Raw genomic sequence first — 21,502 nt, 5'->3', positions numbered from 1 at the left:
GCAAGCTGCCCGAAGACTAAAGGCTGTGGACGCGGAACAGTGATGCAGCCTACTTCCCTCTAAACACCCTCCACGCCCCGCGAATCAGAGGAATCTGAAGCGGCAGTCGAGCATACGCAAGTGCCTGTGCGCCCGCAGGCTTGCCTTCCTTGCGATAATCCACGGCCATCTTGATGTTCGCGGGGAAGACCGCGACATACAACGCGCTCGCGGCCAAGCCGGCCAGTCGCCTCGTCAATGGAAGTGCAAGGCCAGCGGCAATTGCCAACTCGGCCGCGCCGCTCACCAAGGTGTAGGTTCGCGCATTCCCGGGAAGGCTACGTGGCACAATCGCGTCGTAAACCTGCGGCGCCTTGAAATGCATAACTCCTGCTCCTGTGAGTAAAAGTGCATGCCAGTGTGCTGTTTTCATTAGAACTCCTGAACCGCGGCATCGCGCCGCAAAATGAACTCGCGGTCAGCGTGATCGCCGACCATGAATGAGTACTCACCGACCTTCGTGAAACCGTAGCGACCGTACAACCTCTGTGCGCCGTAGTTTTCGCTCCATGCGCCAATCCATAGTGTTCGCGGCCCGTCTGCCTCGAGCCAATTCAGCGCATGTTCAAGCATCCGTGAACCGCGCCCGCCACCTTGGTATTCCCGCAGCAAATACAGGCGCTGCACTTCTCCGTCGCCCTCCTTGACCTCGGGGTGGGGCAGGTGCGCGGGGCAAACCGTCACGTAGCCGATCAAGGTACCATCCGAGGCCTCGTCGACACGAGTGGGGGAGGGAGCGCTGTCGGCATCCAAGGAAGGCTCCTCGAAAAGCAACCAGGTCGCGCGCTTCGGATCCGCGAGCTCTGCGCGAAGGACCTCGGGGGAGTAGGCCTCGTGAATGAAACGTTCAAGGTCATCGGGTGCGTAGAGGTTGCCAAAAGTCTGCGTGAAGCACATAGACGCAAGCGTGGATAGAGCCTCTGCGTCTTCGGGTGTTGCGCGGCGCAGCATAATTCCCCTCCTTGGGCTAGCCGATGACCATCAGTACGGCCCCGGCACACATACCAGTGATCCCTAATAGATACCGTCCCGAGATGCCTTCACGCAATAGGAGTGCCGAGAATGCAACCGTCACCAGTATTGAAAGCTTGTCGATGGGGACAACGATGGATGCGGGGCCTTCCTGGAGCGCTCGGTAGTAGCACAGCCACGAGGCGCCGGTTGCAAGCCCGGAGAGGAAAAGAAAGAGATACGTGTGGGGTGTAATGGCGGTGAGCTCAGAGGCGAAGTGGCCTTTGATGCTGATGGCCGCCACAATCCAAGCTCCCAGGAAAACGACAGAAGTTCTCAATGCGGTGACAAGTGTTGAATCGTGACCGTGGATTCCAAGCTTCGCAAGTGCAGCGGTGATGCCAGCGAAGAATGCTGAACCTAATGCGAAGAGAAGCCACATATTTTCAGGTTAGCGCTAGTCAGAGGTCGTGAGCTTGTTGCTGTGGGGGTAGGTGTTGGTTTTGTTGAGAACCGCCACAGAGCTGCTAGGAAGTGCGATCGGATACTCGCCTGAAATTTCCTCAAAAAATTCCCGATACATTTATGAATGCAAACTGTTGCGAGTGCGCTGTTCTGCCTTCATACTGACTCTAGAAAGAACGGGTGCAGGTTGATGCATTAGCCTCAAAACCTCAGTATCCACTCCTACTCAGACATGAGGAACCGACGATCGGGGAAGGCCATGCACGTTTATTCTGCGCGCGAGGATCAGGTAGATAAACTCGCTGATCTCGCGGGTGCAGCCTTCGAAAATTACCCTCTTCACACGGCGGTGAAAGGGTTACTTGCTGAACCCGAAAAATTTTCCGACTGGATTCGTGATCTCCACGGCGTCATGATTCGCGTATTCGTGCGTTATCACACGGTTTTGGTCTTAGAAGATCAGGGGAGAATCCTTGGCGTTGCGCTGCTGAACCGCCGCCCGCCAGGGCTGCTTGAGTACTTGCGCTACTGCAGGCCACTCTTTGGGTACATGCGCTTTGATCGCTTGGTGCGTTTCTTCTCTTTTACCGAGGCCGCCGATTCAGTTGTCCGCAAAGCATCTGATTTTCAGTGGTTCCTGACGGTGATCGCAGTTGATCCGGAATTTCAACACCGAGGTCTTGGGCGGCTTTTCCTTGAACGTGGGATTGAAGGATATATCCGTTCCCATGGGGGAGGCTGCCTCGCATTTATTACCTGTACCCCAAGGAATGCGCACTTTTATTCGAGTGCGGGATACCGGATCGTTGGTGAGCACTCGGTGTCTTTAGATGGGAACGATGTGCCGGTGTGGTCTTTTGAGAAGGTAATCGAGTAGAGGTCTTCTGGCGCGTTCTTAATGGAGGGAAGAGTGCGTTAAAGGTTTCTGCAAAGAGGTTGAGGGCTTGGTATCACGTGATACCAAGCCCTCAACCTATCCTTGAGCTCTCGTACTCATTGTTGCTGCGTGGGTCCCTGCGCCCAGGGATTTGGCTGCTGGCCCTGTTGCCATTGCTGTCCTTGACCGGGCTGCTGGCCCTGTTGCGGTTGGCCGGGCTGGCCTTGCTGCCCATTCTGAGCGCCTTGACCGTTTTGCGGCTGCCACTGCTGGCCTTGTTGCTGTCCGGGGCCGTAGGGCTGCTGTGCGGGTTGTCCACCCCACTGCTGTGCCTGCTGAGCGGACTGCGCCTGCTGCCATTGCTGCCACTGCTGACCTTGCTGTTGTCCAGCGCCGTAGGGCTGCTGTGCGGGTTGCCCGCCCCACTGCTGGCCCTGCTGTGAAGCAGGTCCGTAGGGATTGCGAGAAGGCTGGCCGCCCTGCTGCCACTGCTGCTGAGCTGGTACCTGGCTCTGCGACTGCCATTGCTGGGTCTGGCTGGGCTGCTGGCCCTGTGCAGGTTGCTGTCCCCACTGCTGAGGAGCACCGTAAGGGGAACCCTGAGCCTGGGGCTGCTGGCTTTGTTGCGGAGCCGGTGGAACAATACTTTGACCGCGGAAGCTCATACCTTGCTGTTGTGGCTGTTGTTGCTGTTGGGGAGGAAGCGGCTGCCCCCATTGCTGACGAGGCGCCTGCTGCTGGCTGGGAATGGGAGCGTATCCCTGCTGTCCCCATTGTTGCGGTGCGGGTTGCTGCTGCTGTGGCCGTTGTCCCCACTGCTGTGGCGCTGCCAGAGGTGCACTTTGAGGTGCCGGGGTCTGTCCCCATTGCTGCGGGGCAGGCTGGGGCGCGGGGGACTGGGCAGGTTGAGGCTGCGTCCACTGCTGCTGCGAGCCTTGCCCAGGCTGCGGCTGAGCAGCTGGTGCCTGAGTGGGTTGAACAGCTGGTGCCTGGGTAGGTTGAGCCTGGGTAGCTTGCACAGAAGGAGCCGGAGCGGCTGGCGCCTGAGTAGCTTGCGTAGAAACAGTTGGTGCCGGAGCAACTGGCGTGGGGGTCGAGGCCGCTGCAGCCGCTTGCTCGTCCACGTGGGGCTTCGCCTGCACGGGTTCAGTCGTCGGTTGTGCGGAAGGTGCCGATTGCTTCGGTGTTTGAGCTTCAGGCTGGGAAACCTCAGAATGACGGGCGGGAGAAGGCTCTGACTTCGGTGCCGGAGGAATGTGCACTGCAGGTGCCTGGGGCTGTTTCTGCGGTGCAGCAGCTTGCGTTGTTGCCGTTTGAGACTGCGCCGCGGGAACCTGAGTCTGAGGCTGCGCGGCCTGTTGCTGAGCAGCCGGAACGGCAGCCTGGGCAGCAGCGGCTACGGGCTGAGATGCAGCCTGAGCTGCAGGGGCCGCGGGCTGAGCCACAGGAGCTACAGATTGAGAAGGGGCCTGGAAAGTAGCGGGAGCGGCACTCTGAGGAGCTGTGCCCAGCGGAGCCGAACCCTGAGGAATCGCACCGGGTGCGCTGCTCTGCTGACGAGCTGCCTTAGCTGCTGCCTTTGCACGCTTTCGCTCATCGCGCTCGCGACGCTTATCCTCACGAGTACGTTCGCGCCTTGGTGAAGCTGCTGCCTGTGCCTGTTCGTCTGCCGATGCTTGGTCAGCATTCTTAGACGCGGAAGAAAGGCGGCGAAGAACGAAAATAACGAGTGCTCCAACCACCAAGACACCGGCTACAACGCCACCGATAATCCAGATCAGTGACGATGAGGACGAAGAAGAAGTCGGAGTCGAAGGAGCGGTGCGGTTGCGGTCAGGCGCACTTGGTTCAGGAGCGGGCTCGGGCAGTGGGTTGAGGGTAGGAATATCAGTTCCAAATTGCCCATTCACTGTCGCGGGGCCCTCATAGGACTTCGTCTTTTTACCGTGGACTGCCACCTTTCCGGTGGGCTTTTGCCACGTCACGATCTGGTTAACCGGCGAGTATTCGTCGGTGCCACGCTTTGCGCGGTCTTCATCGTGGAACTGGGCACCTTCGGAGGCAGTATCAAGATCGAATACCAGTGGGCGGATATTGATGAAACCAATATCGCGCTGGCGGCCCAGGAAGTCAGTTTCTTTCATCAGCTGGTCTGCGGAATAGACCAAGGTGAAATCGCCCTGCTCGGTCAGCGAATAGTACTTCCCGACGGCATCTCCGCTTTCGAAGGGAGGGAAGACCGAGCATCGAGTGAAGTTATCACCCTGCGTGAATTCGATGCGATAGTCGCCATTCCCATTCGAGAAGGATTTACATTTTCCCTCATCGATTTGCTTGGAACGGTCGTAAATGTCGAAGGCCTTGCCGACGCTTCCCTTGTTATAGACGCTCAAACTCACGGAGACGGTCAGATCTGAATTAGCTGCGTGTGCTGTCGTTGCTGTTGGGAGCACGAGCGCTCCGGCAAGCACAAGTGCGGCTGCCGTCGAGTACAAACGCTTCATTGAGACATCCTTCGAAATTGAATCAAGCTGCTGCAAGCATATCGAATTGTTTTAGTGTGGCAAAAATGCTGAAGCAGAGTGCTTAGCTAGTTGGCGGTCCGTAGGGATTTCGCGGTGAATCTCCAGGGGCTCCGGGGAATTCAGTGGATGCGGAACCCGGTTTTTCGGAGCGTCCCTTGCCGTCGCCTGTTGCATCCGATTCGCCTTCCCAATCCGTCGCGAAAGGATTTGGGGAAGTGCGAGCAGAAGACCCCATCGCGCTTGGAATAGAAGAGGAACTGAAGGGGGACGGAGGTGTGGGAGTCTTCGTTTTGGCCTTGCGCTTCTGACGTCTGTCGAACCATGTACGCAAGAGAATGATCACAGATGCCGGAAATAAGATGCACAACGTCATCGCCAGAACCAGTCGTGTGAATGTTCCTGGGGAAGAGGATGATTCTGCTTGAGTCGTGGGTGAACTTGTAGCGCTAGCGCGACGCGCGTACGACGCGTCTTGAAGACTCGTTGGCAAGGGGACTGCAACAACCCCATTGAAGTTTTTACGTTCGATGGTGTGGAAATTCGCGGCTTTCTCTACAATCCCCTCAGCAGCGAAGGTGGGTGTGTGAATATTTAGCCACTCCACGGTACTGAAGTTAGGGTGGCTGTCATCCATCTGAGCGCCGCTACTGGTTTTAATGAAACGCATGTAAAACCCTGAAAGCGTGACACTCTGACGTGAAACGACTGTATTTTCGGGAAGAGCCAAAGACAGCTTCTCCAAGGTCAGTGGTGAAGTAGCGAATGTTAACTTCCCGTCTTCGTCGATGCCGACATAGGGATTCGCGTATCGGTTAAATTCCGTGCGGATCGTGCAATCGTTCGAATAGGTTGCTTGGGTAAAGGCCACCGAGGACCAATCCAGCGCAACGGGAGAAGCCTGGCAAGCCTCTTCAGTCAGCGTCTTCGAAAAATCATGCACCGTAACTTCGTGCGTGACCGAATTTGGTTGCTGAATTGTGAAGACTTCGTCAATTTTTGCTTCGTTTTCGGCGCTATAACCAGGGGTAGCGGCAAAAAGTGACAGGGCGATCACAGAAGCGCACACAGCCGCCCCAGTCTGGAGGCGGTGAAGGTGTCGGTGATAGGGGTGCATAAATTTCCTCAAGGTGAGCTTTGATTCAAGGATGCGCGTGCAGTGCTGCTCGATTTAAGCCGAAGGGTTACGCCACTCCGAATCGAAAGGATTGTGGGGTTCTTGAACAGTCGGGGTAGGCGTGGGGGGTGTCGAAGACTGGGCTTGGTAGTCGGAGGAGGCAAGGGTCCCCGCCTGAGTCTTATTTCGTTCTAAACCCTTCTTCAGTAGGCACCACATGCACCACACGAAAAAACCTCCCAGTCCCACGCCGATTACGGGGTTGATGACCCGGTTGATCAGCCACTCAAGACTAAAGGGTGATGGCGAGCTTGCTGTAGACGAAGGAGTGTATGAGCTTGCTGTAGCTGAAGGAGTGTATGGAGTCGGCGCCGCAATAGTGCGTGAATGCGGGAAATCTGTCATTTCGGTCGGTACTGGAACGGCCGTAAGCTCGTTGAAATCTTTGCGCTCAATCGGGTGGAAATAAGAAGAAGAACCTTGGATATATCCTTCGGCACCCACGATCGAACCGAGGTCATTAATCCATCTCACCGAATCGCTCGTAGGATCGCTCTCGACAAGTTCCGAGCCTTTTGTGCCCTTTGTGATGGTTAGGTAGGGGCCGGTGAAGTCAACTCGACGTGCTATCACGGAAATGTCTTCGGGAAGGCCAAGGGCGAGGTCTTTGAGCTCCAGCGGAGCCGCAGCAAAGGTCACCTTTCCATCCTGATCGACGCCAACGTACGGGTTTGTTGCACGCTTGAAATCCGTAGTAATTTCGCATTGGTTCAAATATGAGTCATCGGTGAATCGAGTCTGAGACCATTGCTGGACCATAGGAGATGCGTCGCAAGCGTCTTGGGTGAGCGTCTTTGAATAGTCGATTACCGTAATGGAGTGACTGACGTTGCCGTCCGACAAAATCATGAAAAACTCTCTGATCTCTGCCTGATTGCGAACAGCATGAGTGGGTGTTGCCCCGAATAAGGAAGCGGAAATCATGAGCGCACAGGCAGCGATACTGAGCAAAACGTGACTTCGTCTGGAAATAGATGCTCTCATGAGTAATTCCTTAGTTTTCGCGATTTCCTGCGGCTGTGATTGCGTAAGTCTGAAGTCATTCCTCGGGCGGCGCAAAACGATTGCGTCCTTCTGAGGCTTTGTGCGACGCTGTCCCGCCCTGCGTGGAAGAAGATGGTCGGAAAGGATCATCCGCGGCCTCGGCTGCCGACGCTGCCTCGGGAATCGAAGGAATGTCCGGGGTGCTGGACGCAGACTCTAAGGAGAAAGGATTGCGTTCCAGCGGGGTAGGGGATGGGGAGGGCTCGGGATGGGGGAGCGCTGTGGAGGCCTCGGCCTCGGTAACAGGCTGTGAACTTACATCAAAAAGATTCTCTGAGTTTGGCTGGGCAGGCGGCCGAGCTGGTTCGTAGTACTGGGGAATACTCAATGGCGACGGCTCTGCTTTCTTTTGCTTCTTCCTCTTCTTCTTCTTTTTGAGTGAGTCAAAGCCCCAGACAATCGCGATAAAGATGATGGCTATCGGAAGACCACCGTATTTTTGAAGCGAACTCAAGATGGTGTCAAAAAACGTAATGGCGTCAGGCGTGGAGCTTGAATTCTGCGAACTTGTTGCACGTCGCGACGCGGCTTTGGACGGAGCCGAGGTCGCTTGATTGACGGTAGTGAGGTCACTAGGAACATCAACTGGTGAAATACCCGCGCGCTCCATGCGGTTAATCGGTTGGAAATTTGAGTGCACCTTGAGCGTGCCAATAGCTGCGACGGGAGCATTCAGTGCATCGCCGCTCCACTGAACAATGACGGTGTGATTGCCGCCATCGGTAATAATACCCTGCGATGAAATCTGGGTAACTGCGGCGTTCGGTGCGCCTAAACTGATGGAACGCCTGCCTTTGATATCTGTATCAGCAGGGAAAGAAAGATGGAGGTCCTCAGCAGTTACCGGGCGTGCGGCAAAGGTGAAATCGCCCTGTTTATTGATCGCTAGGTAGGGATTATTGCCCATGAATTTTGCGCTAATCCTGCAATATGACTGGTTATTGTCATTTGAGAAGGTTGTTTCCGCGCCGAGGTTCGTCTGGGGCAGAGAATGGCATGCCTCTTCGGTCATTGTGTGAGAGGAATCCGCGATGTTGAGCTCATAGCTGATGAATCCGATATCGCTGAAGGTGAAGCTCTCGAAAATGGTGACATTGGCATTGTCAGCAAGTGCAGGTGTCGCCATCAGGGTGGACGCACCGCCGGCAACGAGGAACGTACAGGCTGACATACCCAGCAGGCGCGCCACGCGTCGCATCAGAGTAGATCGCATATGAGTCCTTCCAAGATCGTTGCCGAGGCTGTGGCCAGTCTAGTGGGAGTGTGCCCTCCTGTGTGGGGTGAGGTAGGTGAGCACTCCCGCTGTGCCAGTAGAAAATGCTCAGTTCTTTGGCGGCTCAAACGGGTTGTGCCAGCCGCTTGAAGAAGGAGAAGGCAGTTGCGCGCCGGCGGAGGGCGAACCCTGGTAGGGCGAAGTCGGTGCTGATCCAGCCTGTGGGCCCATGCTGGGCGGCGTATAGGGGCATCCGGGCGTCGTTGAGCCATATGGTTGGGGGATTGATACTCCGGCTTGGTATGAGCTGAAACCGCTTTGGTAGTAGGCGGTCTTCTTTTTATTCCTGCGTGAAATCAAAACTGCAGAAATAAGCACGAGAACGACGATGATGAATAGAGAGGAGAAGAGAACCAAACTCATGCCAGGAGTTCCAAAGAACATGCGCCCTAGCCCGCCGGTTCCTGTATCGCTGGACGGGGTCGTCACATTGGGGGCCTGAAGATCAGTGGGTACTTCAACAGCGCTAATGCCGTTAAAATCCTCGCGTTCTTGAGCGTGGAAACGGTCGTCGATTTCCACTGTTCCTTCGGCAGCGACCACTTCCTCAGAAACCTCATCCCAGTGAACGGTGTCGCCAGAATCATCGCGACGCACCGAGGCGCCTTCGCTCACACGTGATGTATTCAGGTTCCTCCCCGTCAAAGAAAAGCGATGCGAAGAAACAGTGGTATCGCTGGGAAGACCAAGGTTGAGGTCTTCAATTTTCACTGGTTTTGCAGCGAAAGTGAGGTGCCCACTTGAGTCAACCGCCACATAGGGATTCTTGTGTCGGTTGAAATCGGTTTCGATGTGGCAATAGTTGTAAGAAGAATTGGCTTCGAATTCGACAACCGACCATTGTTGAGCCAAGGGGACTGCCTCGCAGGCAGCTTCGCTCATAGTTTGAGTGCGGTCAAAGATCGATAGCTCGTATTGGGAGCGTCCGTTATTGCGTGCGTAAACGCTTTCGCTAATCGAGACCTCTTGCTCTTCAGCATGAGTAGGGGCGGGCAAACCAATTGCGGCAAGGAATCCACACGCTAAAGCGCAGGCAAGGAAAGAGCGCGCTGTGGGCCTCGGGAAAGAAGAAGGCATCAGATACTCCTAGAGGGAATTTCGCCAGTCGGTCGAGTACGGGTCTGGTGCTGAATCGGCGGCTTCCGCGGGACTTGCCGCTGGAGGCAGGGAAGAAGCGGGGTCAGGGGACGGCGCATAAGGGTTGTACGGCTCCGAAGATGGAGCAGGGGAGGGGGAAGGTGGAATTTGCGAGGTCGGCGTTTGTGAGGCCGAGGCCGGCTTGGAATCGCTGGGTGCGGGGCGGGGATCGGCGGGCACAGTGCCGCGCGGCGTGCTGGTTGAGGGGGCCTGCGATCCCGTTGAGAATGCGCTGGTAGAGGCATCCTTTCCGCTCACGCTGAAGGGGCTTGGCGTCTGTGAAGAAGTTCCCGGCATGCTGTGGGAGGGAAGCGGTGTAGGAACGCGTACTGGGAATCCGCCGCTCTGCTGCTTGTACTTGCGACGCCGGCGAGCGGAATACCTTGCTATAAACGTCGCGCCGCCAAATACGACGATCGCTGGGAGCAAGCGAATGATGAATTGCATGAGGCCGGACATCATTCCCGAGGAGCCTGAGCTCGAACGCGCTGACGTCGAAGAAGAGGATGGGCTGCTAGAGCTGCTTGCGTTTGCTTTGATAGCAGAGGATGCGTCTTGCAAATCGCCGGGCATATCAACGGCTTCGATACCTTGATAGGTCTTGCGTTCTTGAGTGTGGAAATCGTTGTCGGCATCGATAGTCCCCTCAGCGGCAACGACATCCTTTCCGATATTCCTCCAGGAGACGTTATCGCCTGTGCTGTCCTGGCGGGTTTCTGCTCCTGCGTTGACCTTCGTTGCGTGGAACCCTCTTCCGGTGAGGCTCACGGACTGGTAGGTGAGAGTCGTGTCTTCAGGAAGCTCAAGACCAAGGTCTTCAAGTGCGATGGGGCGAGCGGCAAAAGTTACGCTTCGATTCTGATCGACAGCTACATAGGGGTTCACGTGGCGATTGAAATCGGTCTCGATGGTGCATCGAGTTGAGGTTGGAGATGCGCTGAAGGTGACGCGAGACCACTCCAATGCCACTGGAAGAGACTCGCAGGCTTCCTTACTGATGAAGTTGGACTGCTCGATGAGCGAAAACTGGTGAGTGACACGTCCGTCAACTCGGATCCAGAAAGTCTGAGAAATACCGAAACGGTGGCCCGCAGCATGAGCTGATGGAGCATTGATCACTGGCGCGACCATCGCTAAAGCGCACAAACCGGCGAAAGAGATGGCCGCAACTCGCTTTGTCAAAGGGAAAGACATGTCATGCTCCTGTGAGGGGTTAACTGCCATCGGGGCGACCGCGGCTGCGCGCGGTCGCCCCGAAAAGTATTCACAACTGAGAGCGAGCGCTGCTCAGGCTTGTGGGTATTGTCCCGGTTGCTGGCCTTGCTCAGGGTATTGACCTGCCTCGGGTTGCTGGGGTGCCTGCGGGTATTGGCCGGGTGCAGGGTACTGACCGGGCTGAGGCTGTCCTGTGGGTGCAGGGTACTGGCCCGGTGCGGGGTACTGGCCGCCCATGGGCTGGACGGGGTACTGCCCCTGCTCGGGGTACTGCCCCTGCTCGGGGTACTGGCCGGGCTGAGGCTGTCCTGTGGGTGCAGGGTACTGGCCCGGTGCGGGGTACTGGCCGCCCATGGGCTGGACGGGGTATTGGCCGCCTTGGGGTTGGGCCTTCTTGCGGTTGCTCATGACAACGAATGCGCCAATGCCACCGATGACGATGACTGCCAGGACCAGCAGGAAGATCCACCTCGAGCCGGAAGAAGAGGAAGACGAGGTGGACTCAGGTGTAGAGGATGCTTCGCTGGTGGAGTCGGAATCAGCTGAGGCGCTGCTCGTCGAGCCACTCTTCGCTGTCGAACTGCTCTTCGCTGTTGAGCTCGCTGATGAAGAAGCAGCTGCCTTGCCGTTCGTGCTGCCTTCGACCTTGAGCGAAGTCGTCACGTCGGTCCAGGTGACCGTACCTGCAGCTTTGTCGATGGTGCCACCATTGTCAGCAGAGGTTGGAACCAAGCCGCCCGCGAACTTGGCGGTTACTTTTTGGATCTTATCGATCGGCATGGTCCCTGATAGTGTCTTGAGCGCATCGCCACTTTGGGACTTGAAAGTAAATGTGCTCCCCGAAGTTGTGAGAAGTTGTTTAACGTTGCTACCCGAAATCTTCTGGGTCACGTCGCAGATCGTCGATGAACCTTCAGTGCGGAAGGTAGGAGTTGCAGTGCCTCGTCGAGCCTTATCGCAATTCTCCTTGGTGATGATTTCTCCGTTGACATCGATAGTGCTTATTGTGTAACTGGCTTCCGTCGGAGAAGAGAAATCGTAGACCTCTTCCACGGCGATCTCTGGGTCGGCGAAAGCAGGGCCTGCTGTCAACGCAAAAGAGCTTGCAATGGCAAGGATGCCGATAGCTCCAATTGAGCGTCGTTTCATGGGAGTTCCTTTGTTTAGAGGGAATGTATTCAACAGAATAAATGCATTTGTGAATACAGACGAATTGGATGACGTTTAAATTCTGAAAATGCCGTGGCCTGAAGATCGCTGCGAATGTGAATGGGTGGTGTGCAAGCTCTACACACCACCCATTGCAATTATTGGCCTGAAACTGCTCAGGCTTGTGGGTATTGTCCCGGGTACTGGCCTTGCTCGGGGTATTGGCCCGCTTGGGGCTGCTCGGGTGCCTGCGGGTACTGAGTTGCCTGTGGGTACTGTCCCTGCTCGGGGTATTGACCGGGCTGGGGCTGTCCTGTGGGTGCTGGGTACTGTGCGGGCTGAGGTGCCTGCGGGTACTGACCTTGCTGCGGGTACTGGCCGGGTGCGGGGTGCTGACCCTGTTGCGGGTATTGGCCGCCCATGGGCTGGACGGGGTATTGGCCCTGCGGGTATTGGCCGCCTTGGGGCTGGGCCTTCTTGCGGTTGCTCATGACAACGAATGCGGCAATGCCGCCGATGACAATGATTGCCAGGACGAGCAGGAGGATTCCCCTCGAGCCGGAAGATGAGGAAGAGGAGGTGGAGTCAGGTGTTGAGGATGCGGCGGTGGTGGAGTCGGAGTCAGTTGAGGCGCTGCTTGTTGAGCCGCTCTTCGCTGTTGAGCTCGCTGTGGAAGAAGCAGCTGCCTTACCGTCCGTACTGCCCTTTACTTTGACATTAATCTTGACATTGGACCAAGTGACTGTGCCCGTCGACTTATCGATCGTGCCGCCATTATCGGCAGAACTGGGAACCAAGCCGCCAGCGAACTTCGCAGTCACCTTCCCAACGCTGTCAAATTTGTCGTTGGGGAACTCTTTAGACAGGGACTTCAACACGACATCAGACTCGGAAGTGAAGGTGAAGTTGTTTCCAGAGACCTCCAAGAACTCATCGATATCAGTTTCGTTGACCTCGGTGATTACATCACAGACGTTCACTGAGCCTTCTATGTGGAACTTGGTTTTGAGGTCCGAGTTAGTGCTTGAAATGTAGCTGCATGTTTGCTCTGTAATCAAAGTCTTCGAGCTGTCCCTGTAATGCTGGATGTAGCTCAAGTGAGTTGCAGAGGTGAAATCGTAGGTCTCATCCACGCCGAGATGCGGTTCGTCAGCGAAAGCTGGTCCTGTCGCCAACACGAGGCTGGCTGTGAGTGCTAGGGCGCCTGCTGCCCCGATCGTCCGACGCTTCATGAAAGTTCCTTTGTCTAGAGGGAAGCTTGCTCACAGAATAAGCAGTAACTAAGGTCTGTGACGAATTGAGTATCGTTTGAATAACGAAATGCTTTAAAGAAGCTGAATTGAGTGCAAAAGTGTGGTGGGTGGCGCGTATATAACGCGCCACCCACCATATGTATCACGACTATTGCTCAGGCTTGGGGGTACTGACCTGGCTGCTCTCCTTGCTCAGGAACTTGGCCCTGCTCAGGTTGCTGCGGAGCCTGCGGGTATTGATCCTGCGAGGGGGAGACACCTGACTGGGGCTGTTCGGTCGGCGCTGGGTACTGAGCGGGCTGAGGCTGTCCAGCAGCGGCCGGGTACTGCTCGGGGTATTGCCCGGGTACGGGGGGCTGGCCCTGTTGCGGGAATTGGCCTCCGAGAGGCGGGACGGGGAATTGGTCGGTTTGCGGCTGGGTTTTCTTCTTGCGGTTGCTCATGACAACAAACGCACCAATGCCGCCAATAACAACAACTCCAAGGATCAGCAGAAGGATCCACTTTGTCGAGGATGACGAAGATGAATAGATCTTGCCTTCGGTATGTACATCCGTTGACGCATTGATCCAGGTAACCGAATCGCCGGTTGGGGCAATCTGTGTGTCGCCACCGTCTGGAACAACTGCAGACTCGATCCTGTATCCCTTGGGGAAGGTCGCAATCACCTTCATGTTTTCAATGCCCATGCGGGAACCGATACTGCTTAAAACAGTGCGACTTTGTGATTCGAAAGTGAAAGTATCGTCGCTGACCTTCAGGATTTTTGCGACTTCGTCAGAAGGAGCGTCTTGGAAAATTGCGCAGGTAGTGCTGGAATTCACCTGCTTGAAAACTGTATTTGCACCAGCGGATCGCGCCTTCTCGCACGACTCCTTCGTGACCACGGTGCCCGAAGAATCGCTCATCCTCAAGGTGTAGGTCATCTTTGTCGCAGAAGAGAAGTTGTACTCCTCTTCAAGGCTGATGGTGGAATCAGCACTGGCGGTACCTGCAGACAGAGCCAATGCCCCGGTGAGTGCAATTGCTCCAAGAGATCCAAAAATACGGCGTTTCATGAATCGCCCCCTCTATATGTGATGTTTAAAGCGAAGACAGGATACAAAACCAGCGTCAGGTGATCCAGTTTTGTATCGACGTGAGAGTTTTTGAAGTGGGTAAAAGGCCCTAGCTAGCGCTGTTGGTGCTGGGCAGGCCGACAATCCTTCCCCTTACGCAGCCTTACGGTCCAAGCGGTGATGGCAGCAAGGAAGCAGACAAAAATAGAGATGTACTTCCCTGGTACTCCTCGGCTTCCGTCGTCGGACGAAGGCTCATCGCCATTGGTTGATGCCGAAGGAGCTGCTTGTTGGGTAGTGTCGATCTCTCCAGTCGCGCTGACTATAGAAGGTGCGTTGGTCCAATGCACTGCTCGCTTAGCCGGGTCAACTTCTCCTGAAGTATCGGCAGATGTTGGTACGTATCCCTCGGGGAATTGGGCGTTGATGTTAACTGTTGGGCTATCGCCGCTTGTATTAGCCCCATCGGTGATTCCCGCCAAGATTATTGACGTTTGGGATGTGAAAGAAAAACCTGTATCGGTGACGGTCAGGAACTGTGAGAGCGATGAACCCTCATAATCTGCTGAAATCCTGCATGTATGAGCTGCTCCATTGGTCTCAAAAATGGGGGTTTCTCTACCGAGCTGGAGCTTGCTGCACATGTCTTCCGTGAGGGTTGTCCCTGACGTATCGGTGATAGATGCTGTGTAGCTCATGTGTGAAGGCGTGGTGAAGTCATAGCCTTCGTCGACGCTGAGGGTAGGGGCTGCGTAACTTGCACTGCCAATGAAGAGCGCTGAAAGAGACAGACTGCATACCCATAACATCTTCGGAAGGTTTCGCCTCATAATTATTCCAATCATGCAGTTGTAGGATTGATCTGTTTTTCTCAAGGATACTGTGCTTCTTGGGGTTGCTGGTTGAATATGTTGGCGAAGTAACACGGATATAAATTCCGTCACAATCATGTCCAAAAGGTAAACAGTTTGGAAAAAGTGGGTCATTAGATGACATGCTGGTGGAACCAGAGTCGGCGGCGTACGGCCGCAGACTGATAAGCCAAAGGAGAGTGCGGCATGGAAACGCCGAACCCCAGTGCAATGGAAGTGAACCTTGAGACTGACCAGCAGGCACAGTCCAAGGACAAGCCCCAGCGCACGGAACTCAAGCGTGGTTTATCGGCACGCCACATGCAGATGATCGCGATCGGTGGCGCAATTGGTACCGGTCTCTTCGTCGCCTCGGGCGCAACGATCTCAACGGCTGGTCCCGGCGGCGCTTTGGCTGCCTACGCCGTCATTGGCCTCATGGTGCTTCTGCTTATGCAATCTCTTGGTGAGATGAGCGCACACATGCCCGTCGCGGGATCTTTCCAGACCTACGCCACACGTTTCGTCAGCCCTTCATTCGGCTTTGCAATGGGCTGGAACTACTGGTTCAACTGGGCGATTACCGTCGCAGCTGAGCTTGTCGCATCGGGACTGGTCATGTCGTACTGGCTGCCTGATGTTCCCTCGTGGGTTTGGGCAATTTCCTTCCTTGTCTTACTGACTGTTCTTAATGCCTTGAGCGCCCGTGTCTATGGTGAGGCAGAATTCTGGTTCGCCCTGATCAAGGTCATCACTGTCATCATCTTCCTGATTTCTGGCACCCTGATGATCTTCGGAATCTTCAATGACTCTCCGGGAGTGCAGAACTGGACGACCGGCGACGCTCCATTCCACGGCGGATTCTTGGCCATCATCTCAGTCTTCATGATCGCAGGCTTCTCCTTCCAAGGAACCGAGCTTGTCGGTGTCGCCGCAGGTGAATCATCGAATCCTCGCCGCGACGTGCCTCGCGCAATCAAGACCGTGTTCTGGCGCATTATGTTCTTCTACATTGGCGCCATCGCCATCATCGGCACTCTGATTCCTTTCACCGATCCGAACCTACTGCGTGATTCCGCCTCGGATATTGCATACTCGCCCTTCACCCTGGTCTTCGAGCGTATGGGCGTCGCCGCTGCGGCAGCCGTTATGAACGCCGTCATTTTGACCGCAATTCTCTCCGCAGGAAACTCTGGACTCTACGCATCCACTCGTATGCTTCACTCGATGGCACTGAGTGGCCAGGCTCCTCGCTTCTTTGGAAAGGTCACCAGCCATGGCGTGCCGATCTACGCAATGCTCGCGACCTCGGCTGTTGGCGCACTTGGATTCGTTGCAGCACTGGTGAGTGAAGATACCGCCTACACGTGGTTGCTCAACGTTTCAGGCCTCTCCGGATTCATCGTTTGGCTGGGTATTGCGGCATGCCACTGGCGTTTCCGCCGGGCATACGTCAAGCAGGGACGCTCCCTTGATGAGCTTCCCTACAAGGCGCCCTTCTTCCCCTTCGGTCCGATCTTGGCCTTCACCATGTGCTTGATCGTTCTGCTGGGCCAGAATTACGAGGCCGTCTTCCGCGGTCAGCTCCTGCAGGTTGCCTCCTCGTACATCGGCCTTCCGATCTTCTTGCTCATCTGGTTGGGCTACCACTTGGTGAAGAAGGATCGTACCGTCAGCTTGGACGAAATGGACGTTGAGGGCGTGACCATCACGCCTGAAGAGGCATGAGCCGCTAGCTGTTAAACGCAATTCGGGGGAGGCAGTTTCTGCCTCCCCCGAATTATTTGTTCCAGTATTGGAGCTGCTCTCAGTAGAGGAATGAAAGTGCGCCATGAGACCGCGCAGCTCTCTCATTCACAAAACTTCCGCAACCTGCTGCAGTGTATGAATCTCTACTTCGGCGGTTCGACATTCACTTGCGCGGGCGTATTGAGGATTCCCACGGGGCAGCTCACTCCATTGGGCCCGTGATTGCAATAGCCATCGGGGTTCTTTTCTAGGTAGGCCTGATGGTAGTCCTCGGCCAGGTAGAAAGGGCCACCTGACTGAGCAAAGCAGGCCCCGGCCTCGCCAATCGTTGTATAACAGCGGGCCCCCGGCACTGCGCGTTCCAACTCAGCCACCCACGCAGCGCGCAGAAGCGACGCCACCTCAGCCTGCCTCGGCGTCGTCACCCAAATCGCGCTGCGGTACTGAGTGCCCACGTCGTTCCCATGGCGGTTGGGGCGGGTGGAATCGTGGTTTTCAAAGAAGGTCTTGATCAGGCTCGCTCCGCCTTCGCCGGTTACGGAAGGGTCGTAGACAACAGCAACGGTCTCGGCGTGGCCAGTGCGTCCCGTACAGACCTCTCGGTAGGTGGGGTTTGCATTCCCGCCACCCATGTAGCCGACGGCCGTTGCCCACACGCCTTTTTGGCGCCAGAAGATGCGTTCAACGCCCCAGAAGCAACCCGCGGCAAGGTAGAGCACCTCGAAGCCGGTAGGAACCGGATCGGTCGCGCGTGTTCCGTTTACCGGGTGAAGTTCAAGCGCATCCAAGATTGGATGCCTGCCACCTGGAATGTCTGCGGGAAGAGTGCCCGCAGTAGGGGAGTCTAGGTAGCGCTCGGCGCCCTCTGGTAGACGAGGCCAGTCTTGGTGTGGCCCTGCAGCGAAGTGCTGAGTAGTGGGTGAAGGATTAGTGGTCATCTTCGGCTCCTTCAATGTGTGGCGGGCAAGGTGCAAACTGCCACGGAGAGATTGGTGTATCTGCCTCGTATTTTATGGCGATATCTATGCTTTGGCAGATAAAGATACTTAAGCCTTGGTTGATAAAAATGTGGCCCCTGCAGTTTCCTGCAAGGGCCACATCAAGCGATTAAATCAGCCGAGCGACTGGACGCGACGGGCAAGCTTGGACTTGCGGTTCGCGGCCTGGTTGCGGTGAATAACGCCCTTCGAGACGGCCTTGTCGAGCTTACGCGATGCGACGCGCAGAGCTTCAATAGCTGCTTCCTTGTCGCCAGCCTCGACGGCTTCGCGAGTCTTGCGCACCAGGGTCTTCAGTTCAGACTTGACTGCCAGGTTGCGCTGACGGCGCTTCTCGTTGGTGCGGATCCGCTTGATCTGAGACTTAATGTTCGCCACAGTCGGATTACTCCTTGGTCTTTCGTTCGTACAGGTCGGTGAGGGCTGTGTCAGTGTCGGGACTGGGGCATGGGGACACCCGCAAACGACTCTAACCAGACCCCCTGCCCGACCAGGCTGGGAGTCCGAAGGACAACTCTAGCAGAAATCGAAGCGCAGAACGACCTCCGATATCCCCATAAAAGCCCGATAAATGGTGAGAACGCACACCCTATCGGCGTGGAATTGGCACCCCGGTGCTTACTAATGGGACGATAGATCAGACGTCACAACCCTTCCGGAGGTCTTGCTTGTCCCCGATTCCTACTCCTGAGCAGCTCGCGCAGATCCAACCCGCGGCCACTCCGCAGGAACGTATCCGTAATTTCTGCATCATCGCTCACATCGATCACGGCAAGTCCACTCTGGCTGACCGCATGCTCCAACTCACCGGTGTGGTCGCCAGTCGAGATATGCGCGATCAGTACTTGGATCGTATGGATATTGAGCGCGAACGTGGCATCACCATCAAAAGCCAGGCCGTGCGTATGCCGTGGGCTTATGAGGGTGAACCTTTTGCGCTGAATATGATCGACACCCCCGGACACGTCGACTTCACCTACGAGGTTTCGCGATCTCTTGCCGCATGTGAAGGCGCGGTTCTCCTTGTTGACGCCGCACAGGGGATTGAGGCCCAGACTCTGGCAAATCTCTACCTAGCCATGGAAAATGACCTCACGATCATCCCAGTGCTGAACAAGATCGACCTTCCCGGAGCTCAGCCTGAAAAGTACGCCCAGGAAATTGGCCAGCTCATTGGCGTCGACCCCGAGGAAGTTCTGCGAGTTTCAGGCAAAACAGGTGAAGGTGTTCCCGCCCTTCTTGATCAGATCGTCCGTCAGATTCCCTCGCCTTCGGGTAACCCCGACGCCCCGACCCGAGCGATGATTTTCGACTCTGTCTACGACACCTATCGAGGCGTTGTTACCTATGTCCGAGTTGTCGATGGCATGCTCTCCACCCGCGAGCGCGTCCGAATGATGTCGACGGGCGCGACCCACGAGCTTCTTGAGATTGGTGTTATTTCACCAGAACCAACGCCTTCGCAAGGAATTGGTGCAGGTGAAGTTGGCTACCTCATCACCGGTGTGAAAGACGTTCGCCAATCCCGTGTTGGTGACACCATGACTTCCGCAGTTCGCGGCGCCGAGAAACCGCTGGCCGGTTACCGTGATCCACGGCCCATGGTTTTCTCGGGCATCTACCCGGTCGATGGATCGGATTTCCCGGATCTGCGAGACGCGCTTGAGCGCCTTCAGCTCAATGACGCTGCGCTCACCTTCGAACCCGAATCCAGTGCGGCACTGGGCTTTGGCTTCCGATGCGGCTTCCTGGGCCTTCTCCACCTTGAGATTGTCCGCGAACGCTTAGAGCGTGAATTCAAGCTGGACCTGATTGCCACAGCACCGAACGTTGTCTACAAGGTCGTTGCTGAAGATGGGACCGAAATCCAGGTCGATAACCCCTCAGAATTCCCCGAGGGGAAGATTTCTGAGGTCCGTGAGCCAGTTGTTAACGCGACGATCCTGACTCCGACTGAATTCACGGGCACGATTATGGAGCTGTGCCAAGATCGCCGTGGAACCATGCGAGGAATGGACTACCTCTCTGAGGACCGCGTTGAGTTGCACTATCAGCTGCCCCTGGCAGAGATCGTCTTCGATTTCTTCGATCATCTGAAGTCACGCACTCGCGGTTACGCATCGTTGGACTACCACGAAAGCGGCGAGCAGGTTGCCGACCTAGTGAAGGTCGACATTTTGCTCAACGGTGACCGCGTGGATGCCTTCAGTGCGATTGTCCACAAGGATCAGGCCTATGCCTACGGTCTGCGGATGACGAAGCGCTTGAAGGAACTGATCCCTCGTCAACAGTTCGAAATCCCTGTCCAAGCTGCAGTGGGTGCGCGCGTCATTGCCCGCGAGAACATTAAGGCTCTTCGCAAGGACATGCTTGCCAAGTGCTACGGCGGCGACATCACCCGTAAGCGCAAGCTGCTGGAGAAGCAGAAGGAAGGCAAGAAGCGTATGAAGTCGATCGGGCGCGTGGACGTGCCCCAAGAGGCCTTCATTGCTGCATTGACCTCTGACGTGCCCACCGGAAAGAAATGATCGTGGCAGAGGATAACGAGGCTGTGGGCGGGGCAGCAGCACAGGCTGCTGATATCGCTCAGTCCGCCGGCGCCAATATCCGCAATGGTCGCCGACCGGGAGACGCGCCCGAGGGCACCGTCTTCATGAGCCGGACCAAATCCTTCACTAGGCGCAGTCGTGAGCTTCCCCCAAACCTTGCGCGGACGTGGGATGCTCACGCCGAGCGTTACGTCATTGAGCCTCGCCGAGGTATTGGTTACACGACCGTTGCCGAAGATTTTCGACTTGACCCCGTGGAACTATTCGGTCGTAGTGCTCCGCTGACTTTGGAGATCGGCTCGGGAACGGGCGAACAGATCGTTGCTGCGGCTGCTGCTCATCCCAATCGTGATTATCTTGCGCTCGAAGTGTGGGTTCCCGGGATTGCCAAGTTGGTTTCAAAGGCTGTAGAAGCCGGCGTCGACAATATTCGTGTTCTCGAGGCCGATGCTGCCCAAGCCCTTCCCTTCCTTTTAGCGGATGCGAGCCTTGATGAGGTCTGGACGTTCTTCCCTGACCCGTGGCGAAAGGCGCGTCACCACAAGCGGCGACTTGTCAGTGATGAGTTCGCTAGAGAAGTTGCCCGAGTCCTTCGTGATGGGGGAGTGTGGCGTCTTGCAACCGATTGGGACAATTACGCATGGCAAATGCGTGATGTCGTCGAAGCCTGCCCGCTTTTTGAAAATCCCTATCGAGGGCAAAGACCTGATTCAGAAGATCCCGAACCTGAGCGCGGCGGATTTGCTCCCCGCTACGAGGGGCGAGTCGTTACCCATTTTGAAACCCGAGGCATTGACGCGGGGCGCAGGGCTCATGACATCGTCGGAGTCCGCGTGCCTCGACAATGATGACGATCGGAGCCCAAATTGTTGCGCGATCATCATCCTTTCCTCCCATGTCACAAAGAGATTCGCGTGACATTCTGGGTGTCAATATTTCACGTGGTTGACAAAGTTTTATATGCTGTCTGGTGCATTGAGCTTTCACCTTGCGTGAAACGCCGGCTTCCTCTTCGCGATAGGCGGATCTGCGAAGAGTGGAGATGCGTTCTCTCGAGAACGCGCGGGGCGGGGCTTCCTCGATGAACCGAGAATTCCCCGCCTCGGTCCGCAACGTGTGCCCGCTTCCTCGAAAAGAGGAAGCGGGCACGGTCTTATTCATTTGGAGTTGTGCCCCCTGTTTCGGAGGAATCTGT

At 56.1% G+C, this 21,502-nt stretch carries 19 protein-coding genes; 4 read left to right on the top strand and 15 right to left on the bottom strand.

The window, feature by feature from the left end; translation table 11 throughout:
* Nucleotides 1-49 precede the first annotated feature (49 nt).
* The 3 genes from HGAS_RS02800 to HGAS_RS02790 are packed head-to-tail and all read right to left on the bottom strand — an operon-like array spanning nt 50 to nt 1,432.
* The gene (locus tag HGAS_RS02800) at nt 50-364 is read right to left on the bottom strand and encodes a hypothetical protein (protein WP_233993675.1); all 315 of its coding nucleotides are present in this window, start codon (nt 362-364) and stop codon (nt 50-52) included.
* A 47-nt stretch (nt 365-411) separates the two neighbouring features.
* The gene (locus HGAS_RS02795; RefSeq protein ID WP_019126401.1) at nt 412-990 is read right to left on the bottom strand and encodes a GNAT family N-acetyltransferase; all 579 of its coding nucleotides are present in this window, start codon (nt 988-990) and stop codon (nt 412-414) included.
* Nucleotides 991-1,006: 16 nt separating this feature from the next.
* The gene (locus tag HGAS_RS02790) at nt 1,007-1,432 is read right to left on the bottom strand and encodes an EamA family transporter (RefSeq protein ID WP_019126400.1); all 426 of its coding nucleotides are present in this window, start codon (nt 1,430-1,432) and stop codon (nt 1,007-1,009) included.
* A 282-nt stretch (nt 1,433-1,714) separates the two neighbouring features.
* On the opposite strand from HGAS_RS02790, the gene HGAS_RS02785 reads away from it, so the two are divergent.
* The gene (locus HGAS_RS02785; RefSeq protein ID WP_019126399.1) at nt 1,715-2,332 is read left to right on the top strand and encodes a GNAT family N-acetyltransferase; all 618 of its coding nucleotides are present in this window, start codon (nt 1,715-1,717) and stop codon (nt 2,330-2,332) included.
* Between the two features lie 116 nt (nt 2,333-2,448).
* Here HGAS_RS02785 and HGAS_RS08625 read toward each other — a convergent pair whose 3' ends face one another.
* From HGAS_RS08625 to HGAS_RS02735, 10 genes are all read right to left on the bottom strand, one after another.
* Nucleotides 2,449-4,836, bottom strand: coding sequence for a hypothetical protein (locus HGAS_RS08625; RefSeq protein ID WP_051007840.1), 2,388 nt, complete (start codon nt 4,834-4,836; stop codon nt 2,449-2,451).
* An 82-nt stretch (nt 4,837-4,918) separates the two neighbouring features.
* A complete protein-coding gene (locus tag HGAS_RS02775) occupies nt 4,919-5,971 on the bottom strand; it encodes a hypothetical protein (protein WP_019126398.1) in 1,053 nt (350 codons plus the stop codon).
* A gap of 54 nt (nt 5,972-6,025) precedes the next feature.
* Nucleotides 6,026-7,015: a hypothetical protein gene (locus HGAS_RS02770; protein WP_019126397.1), complete on the bottom strand. Its 990-nt coding sequence runs from the start codon at nt 7,013-7,015 to the stop codon at nt 6,026-6,028.
* 55 nt (nt 7,016-7,070) lie between these two features.
* On the bottom strand, nt 7,071-8,288 hold the full coding sequence (locus HGAS_RS02765) for a hypothetical protein (RefSeq protein WP_019126396.1): 1,218 nt from the start codon (nt 8,286-8,288) through the stop codon (nt 7,071-7,073).
* A gap of 108 nt (nt 8,289-8,396) precedes the next feature.
* Complete coding sequence (locus HGAS_RS02760) at nt 8,397-9,425, bottom strand: hypothetical protein (protein ID WP_019126395.1); 1,029 nt, start codon at nt 9,423-9,425, stop codon at nt 8,397-8,399.
* Nucleotides 9,426-9,434: 9 nt separating this feature from the next.
* A complete protein-coding gene (locus HGAS_RS02755; RefSeq protein WP_019126394.1) occupies nt 9,435-10,679 on the bottom strand; it encodes a hypothetical protein in 1,245 nt (414 codons plus the stop codon).
* A 93-nt stretch (nt 10,680-10,772) separates the two neighbouring features.
* Nucleotides 10,773-11,849 (bottom strand): hypothetical protein, encoded by a 1,077-nt coding sequence (locus HGAS_RS08620; RefSeq protein WP_019126393.1) that lies wholly within the window; start codon nt 11,847-11,849, stop codon nt 10,773-10,775.
* Between the two features lie 176 nt (nt 11,850-12,025).
* A complete protein-coding gene (locus HGAS_RS08615) occupies nt 12,026-13,081 on the bottom strand; it encodes a hypothetical protein (protein WP_019126392.1) in 1,056 nt (351 codons plus the stop codon).
* 176 nt (nt 13,082-13,257) lie between these two features.
* Nucleotides 13,258-14,160, bottom strand: coding sequence for a hypothetical protein (locus tag HGAS_RS02740; protein WP_019126391.1), 903 nt, complete (start codon nt 14,158-14,160; stop codon nt 13,258-13,260).
* A gap of 113 nt (nt 14,161-14,273) precedes the next feature.
* Nucleotides 14,274-14,990 (bottom strand): hypothetical protein, encoded by a 717-nt coding sequence (locus HGAS_RS02735; protein ID WP_019126390.1) that lies wholly within the window; start codon nt 14,988-14,990, stop codon nt 14,274-14,276.
* A gap of 228 nt (nt 14,991-15,218) precedes the next feature.
* Here HGAS_RS02735 and HGAS_RS02730 point away from each other — a divergent pair, with 228 nt between their 5' ends.
* Nucleotides 15,219-16,739, top strand: a complete 1,521-nt coding sequence (locus HGAS_RS02730) for an amino acid permease (protein WP_019126389.1) — start codon at nt 15,219-15,221, stop codon at nt 16,737-16,739.
* Between the two features lie 164 nt (nt 16,740-16,903).
* Here HGAS_RS02730 and msrA read toward each other — a convergent pair whose 3' ends face one another.
* Entirely contained in the window at nt 16,904-17,698 is a 795-nt protein-coding gene (msrA, locus tag HGAS_RS02725) for a peptide-methionine (S)-S-oxide reductase MsrA (RefSeq protein ID WP_019126388.1), read from the bottom strand.
* Nucleotides 17,699-17,872: 174 nt separating this feature from the next.
* Nucleotides 17,873-18,136, bottom strand: coding sequence for a 30S ribosomal protein S20 (gene rpsT, locus HGAS_RS02720; RefSeq protein WP_009408961.1), 264 nt, complete (start codon nt 18,134-18,136; stop codon nt 17,873-17,875).
* A gap of 290 nt (nt 18,137-18,426) precedes the next feature.
* Between rpsT and lepA the strand changes: the two genes are divergently transcribed.
* Both lepA and trmB read left to right on the top strand, forming a co-directional pair.
* Nucleotides 18,427-20,286, top strand: a complete 1,860-nt coding sequence (gene lepA / locus HGAS_RS02715; RefSeq protein ID WP_019126387.1) for a translation elongation factor 4 — start codon at nt 18,427-18,429, stop codon at nt 20,284-20,286.
* Nucleotides 20,283-21,155: a tRNA (guanosine(46)-N7)-methyltransferase TrmB gene (gene trmB / locus HGAS_RS02710; protein ID WP_019126386.1), complete on the top strand. Its 873-nt coding sequence runs from the start codon at nt 20,283-20,285 to the stop codon at nt 21,153-21,155. The genes lepA and trmB overlap by 4 nt, the downstream gene beginning before the upstream one ends.
* Nucleotides 21,156-21,502: the final 347 nt, after the last annotated feature.

The sequence above is a fragment of the Actinomyces sp. ph3 genome, assembly GCF_000308055.1.
Classification (GTDB): domain Bacteria; phylum Actinomycetota; class Actinomycetes; order Actinomycetales; family Actinomycetaceae; genus Pauljensenia.
The sequence above is the reverse complement of the archived record's forward strand: the minus strand, read 5'-3'. Positions and strand labels throughout refer to the sequence as shown.

What these genes read in the sequence shown, in the direction of transcription:
- HGAS_RS02755 (WP_019126394.1), bottom strand. Translation starts at nt 10,679, where the DNA reads ATGTCTTTCCCTTTGACAAAGCGAGTTGCGGCCATCTCTTTCGCCGGT.
- HGAS_RS08615 (WP_019126392.1), bottom strand. Translation starts at nt 13,081, where the DNA reads ATGAAGCGTCGGACGATCGGGGCAGCAGGCGCCCTAGCACTCACAGCC.
- HGAS_RS02735 (WP_019126390.1), bottom strand. Translation starts at nt 14,990, where the DNA reads ATGAGGCGAAACCTTCCGAAGATGTTATGGGTATGCAGTCTGTCTCTT.
- HGAS_RS02765 (WP_019126396.1), bottom strand. Translation starts at nt 8,288, where the DNA reads ATGCGATCTACTCTGATGCGACGCGTGGCGCGCCTGCTGGGTATGTCA.
- HGAS_RS02790 (WP_019126400.1), bottom strand. Translation starts at nt 1,432, where the DNA reads ATGTGGCTTCTCTTCGCATTAGGTTCAGCATTCTTCGCTGGCATCACC.
- HGAS_RS02775 (WP_019126398.1), bottom strand. Translation starts at nt 5,971, where the DNA reads ATGCACCCCTATCACCGACACCTTCACCGCCTCCAGACTGGGGCGGCT.
- msrA (WP_019126388.1), bottom strand. Translation starts at nt 17,698, where the DNA reads ATGACCACTAATCCTTCACCCACTACTCAGCACTTCGCTGCAGGGCCA.
- trmB (WP_019126386.1), top strand. Translation starts at nt 20,283, where the DNA reads ATGATCGTGGCAGAGGATAACGAGGCTGTGGGCGGGGCAGCAGCACAG.
- HGAS_RS02770 (WP_019126397.1), bottom strand. Translation starts at nt 7,015, where the DNA reads ATGAGAGCATCTATTTCCAGACGAAGTCACGTTTTGCTCAGTATCGCT.
- HGAS_RS02730 (WP_019126389.1), top strand. Translation starts at nt 15,219, where the DNA reads ATGGAAACGCCGAACCCCAGTGCAATGGAAGTGAACCTTGAGACTGAC.
- HGAS_RS02740 (WP_019126391.1), bottom strand. Translation starts at nt 14,160, where the DNA reads ATGAAACGCCGTATTTTTGGATCTCTTGGAGCAATTGCACTCACCGGG.
- HGAS_RS02800 (WP_233993675.1), bottom strand. Translation starts at nt 364, where the DNA reads ATGCATTTCAAGGCGCCGCAGGTTTACGACGCGATTGTGCCACGTAGC.
- HGAS_RS08620 (WP_019126393.1), bottom strand. Translation starts at nt 11,849, where the DNA reads ATGAAACGACGCTCAATTGGAGCTATCGGCATCCTTGCCATTGCAAGC.
- HGAS_RS02795 (WP_019126401.1), bottom strand. Translation starts at nt 990, where the DNA reads ATGCTGCGCCGCGCAACACCCGAAGACGCAGAGGCTCTATCCACGCTT.
- HGAS_RS08625 (WP_051007840.1), bottom strand. Translation starts at nt 4,836, where the DNA reads ATGAAGCGTTTGTACTCGACGGCAGCCGCACTTGTGCTTGCCGGAGCG.
- HGAS_RS02785 (WP_019126399.1), top strand. Translation starts at nt 1,715, where the DNA reads ATGCACGTTTATTCTGCGCGCGAGGATCAGGTAGATAAACTCGCTGAT.
- HGAS_RS02760 (WP_019126395.1), bottom strand. Translation starts at nt 9,425, where the DNA reads ATGCCTTCTTCTTTCCCGAGGCCCACAGCGCGCTCTTTCCTTGCCTGC.